Annotated in this window: 18 protein-coding genes; 14 read left to right on the top strand and 4 right to left on the bottom strand. The window is 67.0% G+C overall.

Annotated features, from left to right (window positions below; genetic code table 11):
• The first annotated feature begins 59 nt into the window (after positions 1 to 59).
• The 7 genes from ribH to V7S63_RS04295 all read left to right on the top strand — a co-directional run bounded on the left by ribH (position 60) and on the right by V7S63_RS04295 (position 7,636).
• Positions 60 to 557: a 6,7-dimethyl-8-ribityllumazine synthase gene (gene ribH / locus V7S63_RS04325; protein ID WP_091830091.1), complete on the top strand. Its 498-nt coding sequence runs from the start codon at positions 60 to 62 to the stop codon at positions 555 to 557.
• Complete coding sequence (gene nusB / locus V7S63_RS04320; protein ID WP_091830088.1) at positions 554 to 1,021, top strand: transcription antitermination factor NusB; 468 nt, start codon at positions 554 to 556, stop codon at positions 1,019 to 1,021. The genes ribH and nusB overlap by 4 nt, the downstream gene beginning before the upstream one ends.
• 8 nt (positions 1,022 to 1,029) lie before the next feature.
• Positions 1,030 to 2,025, top strand: a complete 996-nt coding sequence (gene thiL / locus V7S63_RS04315; protein WP_336529309.1) for a thiamine-phosphate kinase — start codon at positions 1,030 to 1,032, stop codon at positions 2,023 to 2,025.
• Between the two features lie 35 nt (positions 2,026 to 2,060).
• Positions 2,061 to 3,263 (top strand): MFS transporter, encoded by a 1,203-nt coding sequence (locus tag V7S63_RS04310; protein WP_336529308.1) that lies wholly within the window; start codon positions 2,061 to 2,063, stop codon positions 3,261 to 3,263.
• Positions 3,264 to 3,301: 38 nt separating this feature from the next.
• Entirely contained in the window at positions 3,302 to 4,102 is an 801-nt protein-coding gene (allE, locus tag V7S63_RS04305) for a (S)-ureidoglycine aminohydrolase (protein ID WP_336529307.1), read from the top strand.
• Positions 4,103 to 4,356: 254 nt separating this feature from the next.
• Positions 4,357 to 6,513, top strand: coding sequence for a sodium-translocating pyrophosphatase (locus tag V7S63_RS04300; protein WP_336529306.1), 2,157 nt, complete (start codon positions 4,357 to 4,359; stop codon positions 6,511 to 6,513).
• A gap of 202 nt (positions 6,514 to 6,715) precedes the next feature.
• Positions 6,716 to 7,636 carry a DMT family transporter gene (locus V7S63_RS04295; protein WP_336529305.1) on the top strand — a complete coding sequence of 307 codons (921 nt, stop codon included), beginning with the start codon at positions 6,716 to 6,718 and terminating at the stop codon, positions 7,634 to 7,636.
• Positions 7,637 to 7,795: 159 nt separating this feature from the next.
• On the opposite strand, the gene V7S63_RS04290 is transcribed toward V7S63_RS04295, so the two are convergent.
• Positions 7,796 to 8,290, bottom strand: coding sequence for an outer membrane protein assembly factor BamE (locus V7S63_RS04290; RefSeq protein WP_091830080.1), 495 nt, complete (start codon positions 8,288 to 8,290; stop codon positions 7,796 to 7,798).
• Positions 8,291 to 8,463: 173 nt separating this feature from the next.
• Between V7S63_RS04290 and V7S63_RS04285 the strand changes: the two genes are divergently transcribed.
• The 7 genes from V7S63_RS04285 to sugE all read left to right on the top strand — a co-directional run bounded on the left by V7S63_RS04285 (position 8,464) and on the right by sugE (position 13,298).
• Entirely contained in the window at positions 8,464 to 8,964 is a 501-nt protein-coding gene (locus V7S63_RS04285) for a ubiquinol-cytochrome C chaperone family protein (protein WP_336529304.1), read from the top strand.
• Positions 8,961 to 9,512, top strand: a complete 552-nt coding sequence (locus tag V7S63_RS04280) for a YceD family protein (RefSeq protein ID WP_091830076.1) — start codon at positions 8,961 to 8,963, stop codon at positions 9,510 to 9,512. The genes V7S63_RS04285 and V7S63_RS04280 overlap by 4 nt, the downstream gene beginning before the upstream one ends.
• Before the next feature lie 112 nt (positions 9,513 to 9,624).
• Complete coding sequence (gene plsX, locus V7S63_RS04275; RefSeq protein ID WP_091830074.1) at positions 9,625 to 10,689, top strand: phosphate acyltransferase PlsX; 1,065 nt, start codon at positions 9,625 to 9,627, stop codon at positions 10,687 to 10,689.
• Positions 10,690 to 10,704: 15 nt separating this feature from the next.
• Positions 10,705 to 11,682 (top strand): beta-ketoacyl-ACP synthase III, encoded by a 978-nt coding sequence (locus V7S63_RS04270; RefSeq protein WP_100963103.1) that lies wholly within the window; start codon positions 10,705 to 10,707, stop codon positions 11,680 to 11,682.
• Positions 11,683 to 11,884: 202 nt separating this feature from the next.
• On the top strand, positions 11,885 to 12,199 hold the full coding sequence (locus tag V7S63_RS04265) for an integration host factor subunit alpha (RefSeq protein WP_057192231.1): 315 nt from the start codon (positions 11,885 to 11,887) through the stop codon (positions 12,197 to 12,199).
• A 48-nt stretch (positions 12,200 to 12,247) separates the two neighbouring features.
• A complete protein-coding gene (locus tag V7S63_RS04260; RefSeq protein WP_336529303.1) occupies positions 12,248 to 12,856 on the top strand; it encodes a MerR family transcriptional regulator in 609 nt (202 codons plus the stop codon).
• A 127-nt stretch (positions 12,857 to 12,983) separates the two neighbouring features.
• Positions 12,984 to 13,298, top strand: a complete 315-nt coding sequence (sugE, locus tag V7S63_RS04255) for a quaternary ammonium compound efflux SMR transporter SugE (protein WP_336529302.1) — start codon at positions 12,984 to 12,986, stop codon at positions 13,296 to 13,298.
• Between the two features lie 26 nt (positions 13,299 to 13,324).
• On the opposite strand, the gene V7S63_RS04250 is transcribed toward sugE, so the two are convergent.
• The 3 genes from V7S63_RS04250 to V7S63_RS04240 all read right to left on the bottom strand — a co-directional run bounded on the left by V7S63_RS04250 (position 13,325) and on the right by V7S63_RS04240 (position 15,036).
• Positions 13,325 to 13,495 carry a hypothetical protein gene (locus V7S63_RS04250; RefSeq protein WP_167561519.1) on the bottom strand — a complete coding sequence of 57 codons (171 nt, stop codon included), beginning with the start codon at positions 13,493 to 13,495 and terminating at the stop codon, positions 13,325 to 13,327.
• A gap of 62 nt (positions 13,496 to 13,557) precedes the next feature.
• On the bottom strand, positions 13,558 to 14,514 hold the full coding sequence (locus tag V7S63_RS04245; protein ID WP_091830066.1) for a LysR family transcriptional regulator: 957 nt from the start codon (positions 14,512 to 14,514) through the stop codon (positions 13,558 to 13,560).
• Positions 14,515 to 14,610: 96 nt separating this feature from the next.
• On the bottom strand, positions 14,611 to 15,036 hold the full coding sequence (locus V7S63_RS04240) for a DoxX family protein (protein WP_336529301.1): 426 nt from the start codon (positions 15,034 to 15,036) through the stop codon (positions 14,611 to 14,613).
• Between the last annotated feature and the right edge of the window lie 22 nt (positions 15,037 to 15,058).

Here is a 15,058-nt window from a genome sequence, read left to right as displayed (position 1 = left end):
GATGAGGGCTTTGGTGCTTGGATATTCACGGGCACCATCTCTTGCATAAGGAAGACGCCATGGCCGGATCCCGGCAATCTTCGGCTGCCTCAGCCGCTCCGCTCGACGACGCCCGTGTGCTGGTGGTCGAGGCCCGCTTCTACGACGGCCTGGCCGACGAACTGCTCGCCGGCGCGACCGCCGTGCTGGAGAAGGCCGGCTGCCGCGTCGATGTCGTCACCGTCCCCGGCGCGCTCGAAATCCCCTCCGCCATCGTCATCGGCCTGCGTGCCGCCGACGAGGCGGTCGACCCTTATGAGGCCGTCGTCGCGCTCGGCACCGTCATCCGCGGCGAGACCGGCCATTACGACATCGTCGCCGGCGAGAGCTCGCGCGCGCTGATGGACCTGTCGGTCGCCTTTGCCCTGCCGCTCGGCAACGGCATCCTCACCGTCGAGAACGACGCGCAGGCCTGGGCCCGCGCCAACCGCAGCGAGATGGACAAGGGTGGCGGCGCAGCGGAAGCTGCGCTCGCGGTGCTGCGTTACAAGCGCTCGCTGGCGGAGGAGTCGAAATGAGCCGATCCGAGATGCGCCGCGGCGCCCGGCTGTCGGCCGTCCAGGCGCTCTACGAGATGGAGGTCGGTGGGCGCGGCGTGGTCGAGGCCATGGCCGAGTTCGAAGCCTTCTGGATCGGCAAGGAAGTCGAGGACATCGAGCTCCCCAAGGCCGAGATCGCCTTCTTCCGCGACCTGCTCGGTGGCGTCGTCCGTGAGCAGCGCCTGGTCGACCGTTCCGTCGACGATCTCCTCGCCTCCGGCTGGCCGTTGAAGCGCGTCGAGGCGGTGGTGCGCGCCATCCTGCGCGCCGGCGCCTATGAGCTCGCCTTCCGCAAGGACGTGCCGGGCCGTGCCGTGATCTCGGAATATGTCGCGGTCGCCCGCTCCTTCTACGAGGGCGACGAGGTCGGCATGGTCAACGCGGTGCTCGACAGGATGGCCCGCGACGTCCGCGCCGAGGAATTCGACGCTCCGGCAGCGTGAGCGGCGCCGTGGCCGGACCCCGGAGCCCCGGCGAATTCGAGCTGATCGCCCGCTATTTCGCGCCGATCGCCGGCCGCGCCGGGCTCGGCCTGATCGACGACGCCGCCTTGCTGCGCCCGGCGCGCGGCTATGAGCTCGTGGTCACCGCCGATGCGCTCGTCGCCGGCGTGCACTTCTTCGCCGACGACCCGCCGGCCTCGATCGGGCGCAAGGCGCTCGGCGTCAATCTCTCCGATCTCGCCGCCAAGGGCGCTAGGCCCGACGGCTTCGTCCTGACGCTCGCTCTGCCCACGGGCTGGACGGAAGACTGGCTCGCCGGCTTCGCACAGGGGCTCGGTGTCATGGCGGGCGAGGCCGATTGTCCGCTGATCGGTGGCGACACGGTCTCGACCAACGGCCCGCTGACCCTCTCGATCACCGCCTTCGGCAGCGTTCCCGCCGGCCGCATGGTGCTGCGTTCGGGAGCCAAGCCGGGCGATGTCGTCGCCGTCACCGGCACGATCGGCGACGGCGCGCTCGGCCTGAAGGCGCACGGGCCGGATCGGCCCGCCTGGGTCGGCCAACTCCCGGAAGCCGATCGCGCCTTCCTCGCCGATCGCTATCTGCACCCGCAGCCGCGGGTTGCGCTCGCCGCCGCCCTGCAGACGCATGCCTCGGCTGCGATGGATGTCTCCGACGGGCTGGTCGGCGACCTTGCCAAGCTGCTGGCGGCCTCGAAGGCGGGGGCGGAGATAGACCTCGATGCTGTGCCGCTCTCGCCCGCGGCCCGCTCTGCCGTCATGGCCGATCCCGCACTGACGGAACTGGCCTGGACCGGCGGCGACGACTACGAAATTCTCTGTACGATCCCGGAAGGAGAATTTCCTTCTATGGTTGCTGCCGCGGAGGCGGCGGGGCTCAGCCTCGCGCGCATCGGGCGCGTCACCGCAGAGGCGGGGAGCGTGCGCTATACCGAAGCGGGCCGGCCGCGAAACTTCGCGCGCGGCTCCTTCGCTCATTTCTGACGGCGGCTGGGCGGCCGCGAAGGGCGGCGGCTGCGATGAACCAGCATGTTCCGGCGATGGACGGCGATACCCTCGCCAAGCGCAATGCGCTCGTGCTCGCCGGCGCCCAGGCGCTCGGCGGCGCGAGCCCGGCGATCGTGATCTCGCTCGGCGGCATCGTCGGCTCGCAACTGGTCGCGAACCAGGCCTTCGCCACCGTCCCGGTCAGCCTGATGCAGCTCGGTCTCGCCTGCGGCGTCATCCCGGCGGCGTTCCTGATGCGCCGGCTCGGCCGCCGCCGCGGCTATATCGTCGGCGCGCTGATCGGTGCCGTCGGCGCCAGCGTCGCCGCGACCGGTGTGGCCGAACGGCTGTTCTGGCTGTTCTGCCTTGGCACCTTCCTGTGCGGGCTCTACGGCTCCTACGTCCAGAGCTATCGCTTCGCCGCCGCCGACACGGCGAGCGAGGGCTTCCGGCCGCGTGCGATCTCCGGGGTGATGATCGGCGGGCTGGCTGCCGGCGTGATCGGGCCGCAATCGGTTTACTGGACGCGTGACCTGACGCCGGCCGCGCCCTTTGCCGCAAGCTTCCTGGCGCAGGGTGCGCTTGCTCTGATCGCCATTGGTGTCGTGCTGGCGCTGCGCGCGCCACCGGTGAAGGAGGCGAGGTCCGGTGGCGGCCGGCCGCTTGCCGAGATCATGCGCCAGCCCAAGTTCATCGCCTCGGTGATCGCGGCGCTCGTCGCCTACGGGCTGATGAGCTTCGTGATGACAGCGGCCCCGCTCGCCATGGTCGGTTGCGGCCACAGTGTCGGCGATGCCGCGCTCGGTATCCAGTGGCATGTGCTCGCCATGTTCGCGCCGAGCTTCTTCACCGGTCGCCTGATCGCCCGCTTCGGCAAGGAGACGATCACGGCTGCCGGCCTCTTGCTGACGGCGCTCGCGGCGATCGTCGGCCTCAGCGGCCTCAGTGTCGCGCATTTCTGGATCGCGCTCGTCCTCCTCGGGATCGGCTGGAATTTCGGCTTCATCGGTGCGACCGCGCTGGTGACCGACTGCTACCGGCCGGAGGAGCGGGTCAAGGTCCAGGCGGCCAACGACTTCCTTGTCTTCGGCTCGGTCGCGATCGCCTCCTTCTCCTCCGGCGGACTGCTCAGCGCCGGCGGCTGGACCAGCGTCAACTGGCTGGTCTTCCCGCCGGTCGCAGTCGCGCTGGCTCTGGTCGCCTGGCAAGGCCTGCAGAGGCGTGTGGTGGCGTGATTCTTGCTGGATAGTCCGGCCTGAAGCGGAGACGTCGCATGCGCCCTCATCAGCTTCCCCAGTGCGCCGGTCGCCCCGTCGCGGGCGCGATCGGTCACAACCGCGGCGTGGTGCAGAGAAACTACGCCTTCATGCCGCCCGAGGGCGTGCTGGTCAGCCGGTTGCCGCATGTCGAGAAGACCATTGCGCGCATTCTCGCAGCCCCGGTGCTGGGGGCTCGGTTTGCGCAGTACGTGCTCGAGATCGAGCCCGGCGGCGGCACGCTTGCGCCTTTCGCCGAGGACGGCGTCCAGCACTTCTATTATGGACTGTCCGGCGAAGCGGCGTTCGCCATTGACGGTGCCGGCGGCAACGCCTTCGGTCCCGGCAGCTTTGCCTATGTTCCGGGTGGAACGCGGTTCTCGCTGCGCAATGACAGCGATGGGCCGGTGCGCGTCCTTGGCCTGCGCAAGCGCTACGAGCCGGCGCCCGGCCTTGCCGTGCCCGAGCCGATCCTGTCGCATCGCGATGCGGTCCTGCTGACCAATCATACCGGCATGGAGGGGCGCGGCTTCCAGTTCCTGCTGCCCTATGGCGACATGCGCTTCGATTTCGAGATGAACCTGATGTGGTTCAAGCCAGGCGCCTTTTTCCCGGATGTCGAGACCCATGTGATGGAGCACGGGCTCTACATGCTGGAAGGGCAGGGGCTCTACTTCCTCGGACAGGATTGGCACGAGATCTGGGCCGAGGACTTCATCTGGATGGGCGGCTACTGCCCGCAGCAGTTCTATCCGACCGGTTTCGGCGATGCCTGCTACCTGCTCTACAAGAACGTCAATCGGGACGTGGCACTTTAGAGTGACCCTCAAATGGTCACGGCCGATCGGCAGATCGGTGCACGATGACCTGACATTCTCCCGGAATTGTCAGCCGACCCGTTTGCGATTCTGGCGGAAACTGGGCAACAATCCGATCCGACACTGGTGATCGGCGCTGTGGCCTGATTCGTCGTGAGGCCGACAGAGCCGTTTCCTGCGTTCAAAGAACCGGAAAACCGGCTCCGTCGGGGTGTCCTACCCCGGATGACGAAATCTCAGGGATAGGAAATTCGATGTCGGCCTTGCTCATCATCATTGTCTTGAGTGCGTTATCGATCGTCTACGGCTTATGGGCCTATGGCGACGTGATGAAACGCGATGCCGGCAACCAGCGCATGCAGGAGATTTCCGGTGCGGTGGCCGAGGGCGCGCAGGCCTATCTCAAGCGCCAATACGTCACAATCGCCATGGTCGGAGTGGTACTCTTCGTCGGCCTCACCTATCTGCTCGGCGCCTATGTCGGCATCGGCTTCTTGATCGGCGCCGTGCTCTCGGGCGCCGCCGGCTTCATCGGCATGAACGTCTCGGTCCGCGCCAATGTCCGCACCGCCCAGGCGGCGATGCAGTCGCTCGGCGAAGGCCTCGACGTCGCCTTCAAGGCGGGCGCGGTCACCGGCATGCTGGTCGCCGGCCTCGCTCTGCTTGGCGTCGCCTGCTATTACGGCTTCCTCACCGGGATGAAGGGCTTCGCGCCTTCGAGCCGTGTCGTCATCGACTCGCTCGTCGCGCTCGGCTTCGGCGCCTCGCTGATCTCGATCTTTGCCCGCCTCGGCGGCGGCATCTTCACCAAGGGCGCGGATGTCGGTGCCGACCTCGTCGGCAAGGTCGAGGCCGGCATTCCCGAGGATGACCCGCGCAACCCGGCGACGATCGCCGACAATGTCGGCGACAATGTCGGTGACTGCGCCGGCATGGCGGCCGACCTGTTCGAGACCTATGCGGTGACGCTGGTCGCGACCATGGTGCTGTCCGCCATCTTCTTCGCCGGCCAGCCCGTGCTCGGCGCGATGATGCTCTATCCGATGGCGATCGGCGCGGCCTGCGTCGTCACCTCGATCATCGGCACCTTCTTCGTCAAGCTCGGCGCCAACCAGTCGATCATGGGCGCGCTCTACAAGGGCTTCATCGCCGCCGGCGTGCTCTCCGTCGGTGCGATCGCCGCGGTCAACTACCTGATGTTCGGCGGCTTCGCCGCCTCGTTCACCACGGTGCAGGGCGTGACCTTCACCTCGGGTGGCCTGTTCGGCTGCGCACTTGTCGGCCTCGCGGTGACGCTGCTGATCGTCGTCATCACCGAGTACTACACCGGCACCGGCAAGCGCCCGGTCGTCTCGATCGCCCAGGCCTCGGTCACCGGCCACGGCACCAATGTCATCCAGGGTCTCGCGGTATCCTTGGAATCGACCGCGCTGCCGACCATCGTGATCATCGCCGGCATCATCGTCTCCTACGGTCTCGCCGGCCTATTCGGCATCGCCATCGCCACCACCGCCATGCTGGCGCTGGCCGGCGTGGTCGTCGCGCTCGACGCCTTCGGTCCGGTCACCGACAATGCCGGCGGCATCGCCGAGATGGCCGGCCTCCCCAAGGAGGTCCGCCACTCCACCGACGCGCTCGATGCCGTCGGCAACACCACCAAGGCGATCACCAAGGGCTACGCCATCGGCTCGGCCGGCCTTGGCGCGCTGGTACTCTTTGCTGCCTACACCTCGGACCTCAACTTCTTCGTGGCCGAGGCCAACAAGGCGGGTTCGACGACCTTCCAGTACTTCAAGGGCGTCACCGTCGACTTCTCGCTGTCCAATCCCTACGTCGTCGTCGGCCTGCTACTCGGCGGCCTGATCCCCTTCCTGTTCGGCGGCATGGGCATGACCGCCGTCGGCAAGGCGGCAGGCTCGGTGGTCGAGGAGGTGCGCCGTCAGTTCAGGGAGAAGCCCGGCATCATGCAGGGCACGGATCGGCCGGACTATGCCCGCGCCGTCGACCTGCTGACCAGGGCGGCGATCAAGGAAATGGTTCTGCCGTCGCTGCTGCCGGTGCTCGCTCCGGTCGTGACCTTCTTCGTCATCAATGCCATCGCCGGCAAGAACCAGGCCTTCGCCGCGGTTGGCGCCATGCTGATGGGCGTGATCGTCACCGGCATCTTCGTCGCCATCTCGATGACCTCGGGCGGCGGCGCCTGGGACAACGCCAAGAAGAGCTTCGAGGACGGCTTCGTCGACAAGGACGGCGTCCGCCATCTCAAGGGCTCCGAGGCGCACAAGGCTTCGGTCACCGGCGACACCGTCGGCGACCCCTACAAGGACACGGCTGGCCCCGCCGTGAATCCCGCGATCAAGATCACCAACATCATCGCGCTGCTGCTGCTCGCCATCCTGGCGCATAGCTGAGCGGCAGATCTCCTGACAGATGCCTGGCCCCGCGGAGCGATCCGCGGGGTTTTTCGTTGCGATGCGAAGATTTGCGCCCGGCTGCTGAATCAGATTGCCAGGCGGTTGAATCGATAGGCGAGGCTACGGCCGGGGCCGTAGCATTCCGGCGCGACGGGCCTGGCTTCGCCTGTCATGGTCCCGGCCATCCGAGGAGGACCCGATGACCACCCCAGCCGCTCCCGCCGCCGTACGATCCGGGCACCTGGTCGATCTGGCCTCGCTGCTCCTGCTGGCGACGCTCTGGGGCGCCTCCTACAGCTTCATCAAGCTCGGTGTCGAGACGATCCCGCCGCTGACCTTGATCGGGGCGCGCACGCTGATCGCCGGCGCGCTCCTGCTCGTCGTCATCCGCTGGCGCGGCCTCGGCCTGCCGCGCGATTCCGTCATCTGGCGGCGCTTCCTGATCCAGGCCTGCCTCAACAGTGCCGTGCCGTTCACCCTGATCGCCTGGGCCGAGACCAGCGTCGATGCCGGTCTTGCTGCGATCCTCAATGCCGGCTCGCCGATCTTCGCCTTCCTGCTCAGCCTGCTGCTCTTTCGGACCGAGGCTGCTGCGGGCAGGAAGCTGTTTGGCGTCGCCGCCGGCATGCTCGGTGTCTGCCTGATCATCGGCATGGAGGCGCTCTCCGGCTTCGGCCGCGAACTCTGGGCCCAGCTCGCCCTCGTCGCGGCGGCCGCCTGCTATGGCGGAGCGGCGCTGTTCGGGCGCAATTTCAAGGGGCTCGACCCGATCATGCCGGCCGCCGGCTCCTTGATCTGCGGCGCCGTGATCCTGATCCCCTTCAGCCTGATCATAGACCGGCCCTGGACGATCACGCCCTCGGCCGCATCGATCCAGGCGCTGCTGGCACTGTCGGTGTTCTCGACCGCGCTGGCGTTCATCCTCTATTTCCGGTTGATCGACCGGCTCGGTACGGTCGGGACGACCTCGGTCGCCTATCTGCGCGTGCCCACCGGAGTTGCCCTGGGCGTTCTCTTCCTCGGCGAGCGCCTGAGCCCGACCGCCTGGGCCGGGCTCGCGCTGGTCATCGTCGGAGTGTTCGCGATGACGCTGCCGGCACGGAAGCCGAAGGGCGGCTAGATCGCCGCGCATCCGATAGGTCGCGAATCTATCTTGTTGCTTTAGCGCCCGACTCGGAAGCACGAAGCATCCGTCACGACGCGGAACGCGGGGGCCCGCCAATGAAAAAGCCCTGCGGTGTCGCCGCAGGGCTCTCACGTCATGGATGGCGAGACGGGTTCAGGCGCCGAACGGCGTGAACTTGGTGACGCCGCGGAACAGGTTGCGCAGGAAGCTCTGCTCCTCGCCGCCGGTCGGGGTGGTGCGGCTGATGAAGTCGAAGATCACGCCGTCCTGCAGGCCGTAATTGGCGATGCGCTCGACCTTGAAGCCCTTGTTGAAATAGATCACCAGCACATTCTGGTCGATGACGGCGAAGTCCTGGAACTGGAAGCGCCGGCGAACCCTCTGGCTGATGTAGTAGAAGGTGCGGTTGCCGACGGTCGAGGTGGTCGAGGGCGTGCCGAGCGTGGTCAGCACGGTCTGCACGTCCATGCCGACCTTCACCTTGGCGATCAGCTCGTCATCCATGACGAAGCCGCGGGTGAACTCCTCGTTGAGGCCGGCCGAGGTCGGGGTTCGGAAGCCGAGATTGGTGGCCGTGCCGCAGCCGGCCAGCGGCAGGGCGGCGGCCAGCGAGCCGATCAGGACGGTACGGCGGGTCGGAGCAGTCATGCGTGGCGGATCCGAAGGGGAGGCGCGCGGAGCTGCCGCGCTTGTCAGGGTGGGTGCGCTTGGCGTAACGCCCGAGGATGGCTTTGGCAAGGCAAGTCACTTTTAGCCAAGCTGGTTGGGAAAGGCGGGTAGGGGCTGTGATCTTCGGCCTGTTCGGCAGGAAGCGTGCGCGCATGGCGCCGGTCAACACGTTGCTTGAGCGCATCGTCGGCGCCTCGCGCGAGCCGGCCCTGTATCTGCAGGGCCGCGTTCCCGATGATTTCGAGGGGCGGTTCGAGTCGTTGACGCTGCATCTCTTCCTGGTGCTACGGCGGCTGCGCGACTTGCCGGCCCCGGCGGCCGACGTGGCGCAGGACCTGATCGACGCCAGCTTTGCTTATCTCGAGCTCGGTTTCCGCCAGGGCGGCATCAGCGACGTCGCAGTGCCGAAGCGGATGAAGAAGATCGGCCGCAGTTTCTATGGCCGGCTCAGTGGCTATGAGGAGGCGCTTGCCGCCGGGGAGCCTGGAGCCTTCGAAGCCGCGCTAGCCCGCAACATCGCCCCGCAGATCGACGCAGCGGCGCTGGCCCGCCATGCCAGGGCGGGGGGCGCCGTCTTGGCCATGCGCTCGCTCGACGATATCCTGGTCGCCGATCCGTTGTTCCCGCCTTTCTCTGGCAGTATCGAAGCATGACCGTTTCCCCTCAGGACAAATTGCCCCTTCACCGTCCGATTCGCGTCGAGAGCATCACCTTGCGCCCGGTACCGGTCGTGGTCACGCCTGAGCAGGCAGATCTTGCTGCAATCGCGACCTATCTCGGCGTCGCCTCGGTCGAGGCGCTGAAGGCGAGCTACACGCTGTCGCGCAATGGCGAGCGGCTCAAGCTCGAGGGCATGATCAAGGCGGGGCTGCACCAGAACTGCGTCGTCACGCTCGAGCCCTTCCCGGTCGAGCTCAACGTGCCGGTCAAGCTCGATTTCGCGCCGGAGGCCGAGATCGCCGCCATGGCGAAGCCGTCCGAGGACGACGAAATCGACATCGAGGTTCTGCTCAACGAAGAGGAGCCGCCGGAGCCGATCATCGACGGCACGATCGATCTGGGTGTGGTCACGCTCGAATTCCTGGCGCTGTCGCTCGATCCCTATCCGCGCAAGCCCGGCGTGGCGTTCAGCGAGCCCGCCCCGGAGACGCCAGCCGAATCGCCTTTTGCTGCCCTGTTGCAGCTGAAGCGCGAGCCATGACCGGCGGAAACCTCCGCGCTTTCCCTTGCGGCGAGCGGCCAACCCGCTATTGTCCGCCGCCGCCCGGCCGCCCCCGGCAGGGGGCGCAGGCCCTGGAATCGATCACCCCCGCATGACACGCCCGGTTACAATCGCGCTTGACGCCATGGGCGGGGACCACGGTCCGTCCGTGGTCATCCCGGGCGCCGCCCTCACGCTCGAACGTCGTCCGGACGCGAAATTCGTGATCTTCGGCAACGAGGGCGAGGTCATGCCGCTGCTCGACGCGCATCCGAAGCTGAAGGCCGTCACCACCTTCCACCACACCGAGGTCTCGGTGAAGATGGACGACAAGCCGAGCCAGGCCTTGCGCTATGGCCGCTACAAGTCGTCGATGTGGCGCGCCATCGACGCCACCAAGACCGGCGAGGCCGACGTCACGATCTCGGCCGGCAACACCGGCGCGCTGATGGCGATGTCGAAGTTCTGCCTGAAATCGATGCCGCAGGTCGATCGTCCGGCGATCGCCTGCCTGTGGCCCACGGTCCGCGGCGAGAGCGTGGTGCTCGATGTCGGCGCCACCATCGGAGCCGATGCCCAGCATCTGGTCGATCTTGCCGTGATGGGCGCTGCCATGGCGCGCGTGGTGCTCGATATCGACCGGCCGAGCGTCGGCCTGCTCAATGTCGGCGTCGAGGAGATCAAGGGCGTCGAGGCGGTCAAGGAAGCCGGCCGGATCCTGCGCGAGAGCGCGCTGCCGCATCTCGATTATCACGGCTTCGTCGAGGGCGACGATCTCGGCAAGGGCACGGTCGACGTCGTCGTCACCGAGGGTTTCACCGGCAACATCGCCCTCAAGACCGCCGAAGGCACCGCCAAGCAGATCGGCGAATACCTGCGCGCGGCGATGGGCCGTTCATTGATGTCGAAGATCGGCTATCTTTTCGCCCGCGGCGCCTTCGCGGCGCTGAGGGACAAGATGGACCCGCGCAAGGTCAATGGCGGCGTGTTCCTCGGGCTCGAAGGCATCGTGATCAAGAGCCATGGCGGCACGGATGCCGTCGGGTTCGCCAGCGCGACCGAACTCGGCTACGAGATGGCGCGCGAGAATCTGATGGCGAAGGTACGCGAGATGATGGCCGCGACGGCGCGGCCCAGCTCAGCACCGGCAAGCCCACAAGTCGCCGCCGGCGAGTAGGGAAGAGAAACGTCCTTGTCCAGAATGCGATCCGTCCTGCGCGGCTGCGGCTCCTATCTGCCGGCGCGCATCATGACCAACGCCGAATTGGCTGAGAAGGTCGACACCAGCGACGAGTGGATCGTCCAGCGAACCGGCATCCATGCCCGCCACATCGCGGCTGACGACGAGACCACCAGCACGCTCGGCCTGAAGGCTGCGCAGGCTGCGCTTGCCGACGCCGGCATCCCGGCGAGTGAGGTCGACCTCATCATCGTCGCGACGGCGACGCCCGACCACACCTTCCCGGCGACCGCGACCCAGATCCAGGCCGCGCTCGGCATCACGCAAGGCGCCGCCTTCGACCTGCAGGCGGTCTGCTCCGGCTTCGTCTTCGCGCTCGCCACCGCCGACAAGTTCCTGACCAGCGGTGCGGCCAGGACCGCCATCGTCATCGGCGCCGAGACCTTCTCGCGCATTCTCGACTGGGAAGACCGCGCCACCTGCGTGCTGTTCGGCGACGGTGCCGGCGCCGTCGTGCTGCGGGCGGAGGAGGGCGCCGGCACGCTCGCCGATCGCGGCGTGCTGACCACCCATGTCCGCTCCGACGGCCGCTATATGAACAAGCTCTATGTCGATGGCGGGCCTGGCTCGACCAAAACCGTGGGCTTCCTGCGCATGGAGGGCCGAGAGGTCTTCAAGCATGCCGTGGTCAATCTCGCCGACACGGTGCGCCACACTTTCGAGGAGACGGGGCTCAGCGGCGCCGACATCGACTGGTTCGTGCCGCATCAGGCCAACCGCCGCATCATCGACGCCACCGCCCACAAGCTCGGCATCAGCGAGGACCGGGTCGTGGTCACCGTCGGGCAGCACGGCAACACGTCGGCGGCCTCGATTCCGCTCGCTTTGGCGCAGGCCCATATGGACGGCCGCATCAAGCCCGGCCAGCTCGTCCTGATCGAGGCGATGGGCGGCGGCTTCACCTGGGGGTCGGCGCTGATCCGCTGGTAGCGGCCCGGTTGGGCCGCCCAGGCTAAGCACTTTGGATTTATGACATTTTCTTAGCGGTCGTCAGCGCGGATTTCCGCGTTTTTCAACCTGTGCGGGTGTGTCGAGGATTGACCGTAGTCGCCTCGCCGCCTAGCGTCCGCCTCCAATGGGGCGATGGTTGATTAGGGACGCCGCTGTTTGAAGAAACGCCTTGGAGGAGCTGATGGCGGGGCAAACGATTACGCGGGCTGATCTGTGCGAGGCCGTCTATCAGAAGATCGGCCTGTCGCGGACGGAGTCGTCCAAGCTGGTCGAAGCGGTGCTGGACGAGATCTGCGATGCGGTGGCACGTGGGGAAAACGTCAAATTGTCCTCGTTCGGTTCGTTCGTCGTGCGCGACAAGGGCGAGCGAATCGGGCGTAATCCGAAAACCGGCGTCGAAGTCCCGATCGAGCCGCGCCGCGTGATGGTGTTCAAGCCGTCCAATGTGATGAAGGCGCGGATCAACGGATTGAACGGCGTGGGTGAGGAAGAGTGACTCTGGCGCATCGGCCCGAAAAGTGGGGTGCGGTTTCGGATTAGGCCGATGCAGGATCAAAAATTCCACGGCAGCGGATTCGAGGCCGAATTGGATAACAAGAGCCCAGACGCATTCAGAACCATCAGCGAGGTCGCCGAAGACCTCGACATTCCCCAACATGTCCTGCGTTTCTGGGAGACGCGCTTCTCCCAGATCAAGCCGCTGAAGCGTGGCGGCGGCCGGCGCTATTACCGGCCTGACGATGTCGCCCTGCTCAAGGGGATCCGCCGCCTGCTCTATGGCGAGGGCTACACGATCAAGGGCCTGCAGCGCATCCTGAAGGAGCAGGGGCCCCGTTACGTCCAGGCGATCGGCCGCGGCGGCGAGATCGTCGGTGGCAACGCGCCTGCCCAGCCACCCGCAGCCGCCCACATGGCGCCGCCGCGGGGCGAAGCGATGCCGGCGGCCCAGCCGGCGCAGCATCATCAGCATGCCCCTGCCATGGAGCCGGGTTTCGCGGCGAAGGCGCTTCTGTCTTCCTTGCCGCGCGCGGCCCAGCCGCTGGTCGACGCCGACGACCTCGCTTTCCTGAAGGCGACACTCTCCGAGCTGATCGAATGCCGCCGTCTGCTGCATGGCGCCCTGGCCGGCGCGACCGTTGGCGAGGACGGCTGAGCGCGCCTGTGCTTGAACCTTTGCTCCCGGCTCGCTAGATCAGCGGGCGAGGACGACCTCCGCAGGCTTGCGGCCTGCGTTTCCCACTAGGCGTGGACGACCCCGCCCTTCCAAAAGGAGGGCCGCCATGGCCTGGACTTATCTCTTCTTCGCCGGCCTGTTCGAAGTCGGCTGGGCCATCGGGCTGAAATACACGCACGGCTTCACGCGCCTCGTCCCGACCGTGCTGACGGTCACCAGCATGGCGGTGAGCCTCGGGTTGCTCGGTCTCGCCTTGAAGAGCCTGCCGCTCGGCACGGCCTATGCGATCTGGACCGGCATCGGCACGATCGGCACCGCCATCCTCGGCATCATCCTGTTCGGCGAACCGGCGACGGCCCTGCGCCTCGTCTGCGTCGGCCTGATCGTCGCCGGCATCGTGGGGTCGAAGCTCGTCTCCTGAGCCCGCCGTGCAAGCCTTCCGGCGTCTCAGCGCCGCCGGAAGGCCTCGGGCCAGAGGCCGTTGCGCTCGAGCAGGACGACCGCGACGATGACGGCCAGCGTGACGACGATCGTCACCAGCTTGGCGTCCCAGGGCACGCCGCGGCCGATCAGCCAGATCAGCGCCAGGCCCGCGATGAGGGGGATGAGGAGCTCCATGGCGTTATCCTAGAGCATCGGCCCGAAAAGTGGCATCCGGTTTTCGGAAGAGCCGACGCAAGTCAAAGATCTCGATCGGACCCGGCTTCAACGACCGGCTCACTCGCTGCCGAACTGCCCTCCATCAGCGGCCGCAGCTTCGCCAGTTCCTGCGCCATGAAATCGAGGAAGAGTCGCACCCGCGGCGAGTGGCGCAGGTCGGGATGGGTCAGAAGCCAGAGATCGGCGGCATAGCCCGCCTGCGGCGGCCCGAGCCGGTGTAGCGCCGGCCGCTTGTCGGCGATGAAGCAGGGCAGGTAACCAATCCCGATCCCGGCCTCGACGGCTTCCGTCAGCCCGAGCACGGTGTTGATCTTGTAGATCACCCGCTCGGCCGGGACGATCTTCTGCACGTGCTGGACCACCTTGAACGCGCCGAACTGGTCGCCGAGCGAGATCCAGGGGCGATCGCGCAAGCTCTCCTCGGCCTGCGGTGTTGAATCGGGGAAATCGACGCTTCGGCCATAAAGTGCCCAGCCGATCTTGGCGGCGCGCCGGCCGATGAGGTTTTCGGGCGGATTGTCGGTGGCACGGATCGCGACATCGGCGTCGCGCTTGCTGAGGTTGAGCGCCTGGTTGCCGAGCAGGACGTCAAGCTTGATGTCCGGGCATTGCCGCATGAAGGCGGCAAAGAGCGGCGTCAGCAGCTCGACCAGCAGTGTGTCGTTGGTGGTGACGCGCAATTCACCCGCCGGCAGGATCTCGCGGCCGGCAAGGCGCCGGGTGAAGCCGGCGATGTCGGTCTCCAGCCGCTCGGCCAGGACCGCCATCTCCTCGCCGGCCGGCGTCGGCACGTAGCCGGAGCGATGCCGCTCGAACAGGCGCGTGCCCAAGCTTTCCTCGATCTGGCCGAGGCGGCGGAAGACGGTCGAATGGTTGAGCCCGATCAGCTCGGCGGCTGCCGGCAGGCTGCGCGCCTCGGCGATGGCCTTGATCAGCCGGAAATCGTCCCAGGCGACAGAGGAGGCGGCGGTCGGCAAGAGGTGGCTCCGGGCGAGTCAGCTACCCCTGATACATGGTACGGGCGACAGGTTGCAGCAACCTGTCGCCCGTTCTGTCGTGACGGTTGCCGAGGCTCAGGCCAAGGCGGGCTTGGCCGGGACCGGCAGCCCGGCCGAGCGCAGCGCTAGCGCGCCATCGCCGATCAGGGCGTGGGCGACAGCGGCCAGAGCAAGGAAGGCAGGATACTCCCAGCCGCCGTTCGGCGCATTGAAGACCCAGCCATTGGGACCGTGGATGGACAGTGCGCCGAGCAGGATCGGCAGCAGCAGGACCGAGACATAGCGGCCATAGAAGCCGATCAGGATGGCAAGGCCGCCGAGAACTTCAGCCAGGATGATCGGCCAGGCGAGGAAGCCGGGCAGGCCGACCTGGCCGAGAAAGCCGGTGAAGCCGGGAACGGTGAAGACGGCGAACTTCAGATAGGCGTGGGCGATGAACATGACGCCGAGCGCAACGCGCAATGTGAGGGCGCCATAGGGGGCGAAACGAGTGTCGATCATGGTCTTTCTCCGAAGGACCGGT

The sequence above is a fragment of the Allobosea sp. CCNWLY174 genome (assembly GCF_037120455.1).
Classification (GTDB): domain Bacteria; phylum Pseudomonadota; class Alphaproteobacteria; order Rhizobiales; family Beijerinckiaceae; genus Allobosea; species Allobosea lupini.
The sequence above is the reverse complement of the archived record's forward strand: the minus strand, read 5'-3'. Positions and strand labels throughout refer to the sequence as shown.

Bases quoted from the DNA above. Each gene is read 5' to 3' on its own strand.
- ribH (WP_091830091.1), top strand. From the start codon at position 60: ATGGCCGGATCCCGGCAATCTTCGGCTGCCTCAGCCGCTCCGCTCGAC.
- nusB (WP_091830088.1), top strand. From the start codon at position 554: ATGAGCCGATCCGAGATGCGCCGCGGCGCCCGGCTGTCGGCCGTCCAG.
- V7S63_RS04310 (WP_336529308.1), top strand. From the start codon at position 2,061: ATGAACCAGCATGTTCCGGCGATGGACGGCGATACCCTCGCCAAGCGC.
- allE (WP_336529307.1), top strand. From the start codon at position 3,302: ATGCGCCCTCATCAGCTTCCCCAGTGCGCCGGTCGCCCCGTCGCGGGC.
- V7S63_RS04300 (WP_336529306.1), top strand. From the start codon at position 4,357: ATGTCGGCCTTGCTCATCATCATTGTCTTGAGTGCGTTATCGATCGTC.
- V7S63_RS04295 (WP_336529305.1), top strand. From the start codon at position 6,716: ATGACCACCCCAGCCGCTCCCGCCGCCGTACGATCCGGGCACCTGGTC.
- V7S63_RS04290 (WP_091830080.1), bottom strand. From the start codon at position 8,290: ATGACTGCTCCGACCCGCCGTACCGTCCTGATCGGCTCGCTGGCCGCC.
- V7S63_RS04285 (WP_336529304.1), top strand. From the start codon at position 8,464: ATGGCGCCGGTCAACACGTTGCTTGAGCGCATCGTCGGCGCCTCGCGC.
- V7S63_RS04280 (WP_091830076.1), top strand. From the start codon at position 8,961: ATGACCGTTTCCCCTCAGGACAAATTGCCCCTTCACCGTCCGATTCGC.
- plsX (WP_091830074.1), top strand. From the start codon at position 9,625: ATGACACGCCCGGTTACAATCGCGCTTGACGCCATGGGCGGGGACCAC.
- V7S63_RS04265 (WP_057192231.1), top strand. From the start codon at position 11,885: ATGGCGGGGCAAACGATTACGCGGGCTGATCTGTGCGAGGCCGTCTAT.
- V7S63_RS04260 (WP_336529303.1), top strand. From the start codon at position 12,248: ATGCAGGATCAAAAATTCCACGGCAGCGGATTCGAGGCCGAATTGGAT.
- sugE (WP_336529302.1), top strand. From the start codon at position 12,984: ATGGCCTGGACTTATCTCTTCTTCGCCGGCCTGTTCGAAGTCGGCTGG.
- V7S63_RS04250 (WP_167561519.1), bottom strand. From the start codon at position 13,495: ATGGAGCTCCTCATCCCCCTCATCGCGGGCCTGGCGCTGATCTGGCTG.
- V7S63_RS04240 (WP_336529301.1), bottom strand. From the start codon at position 15,036: ATGATCGACACTCGTTTCGCCCCCTATGGCGCCCTCACATTGCGCGTT.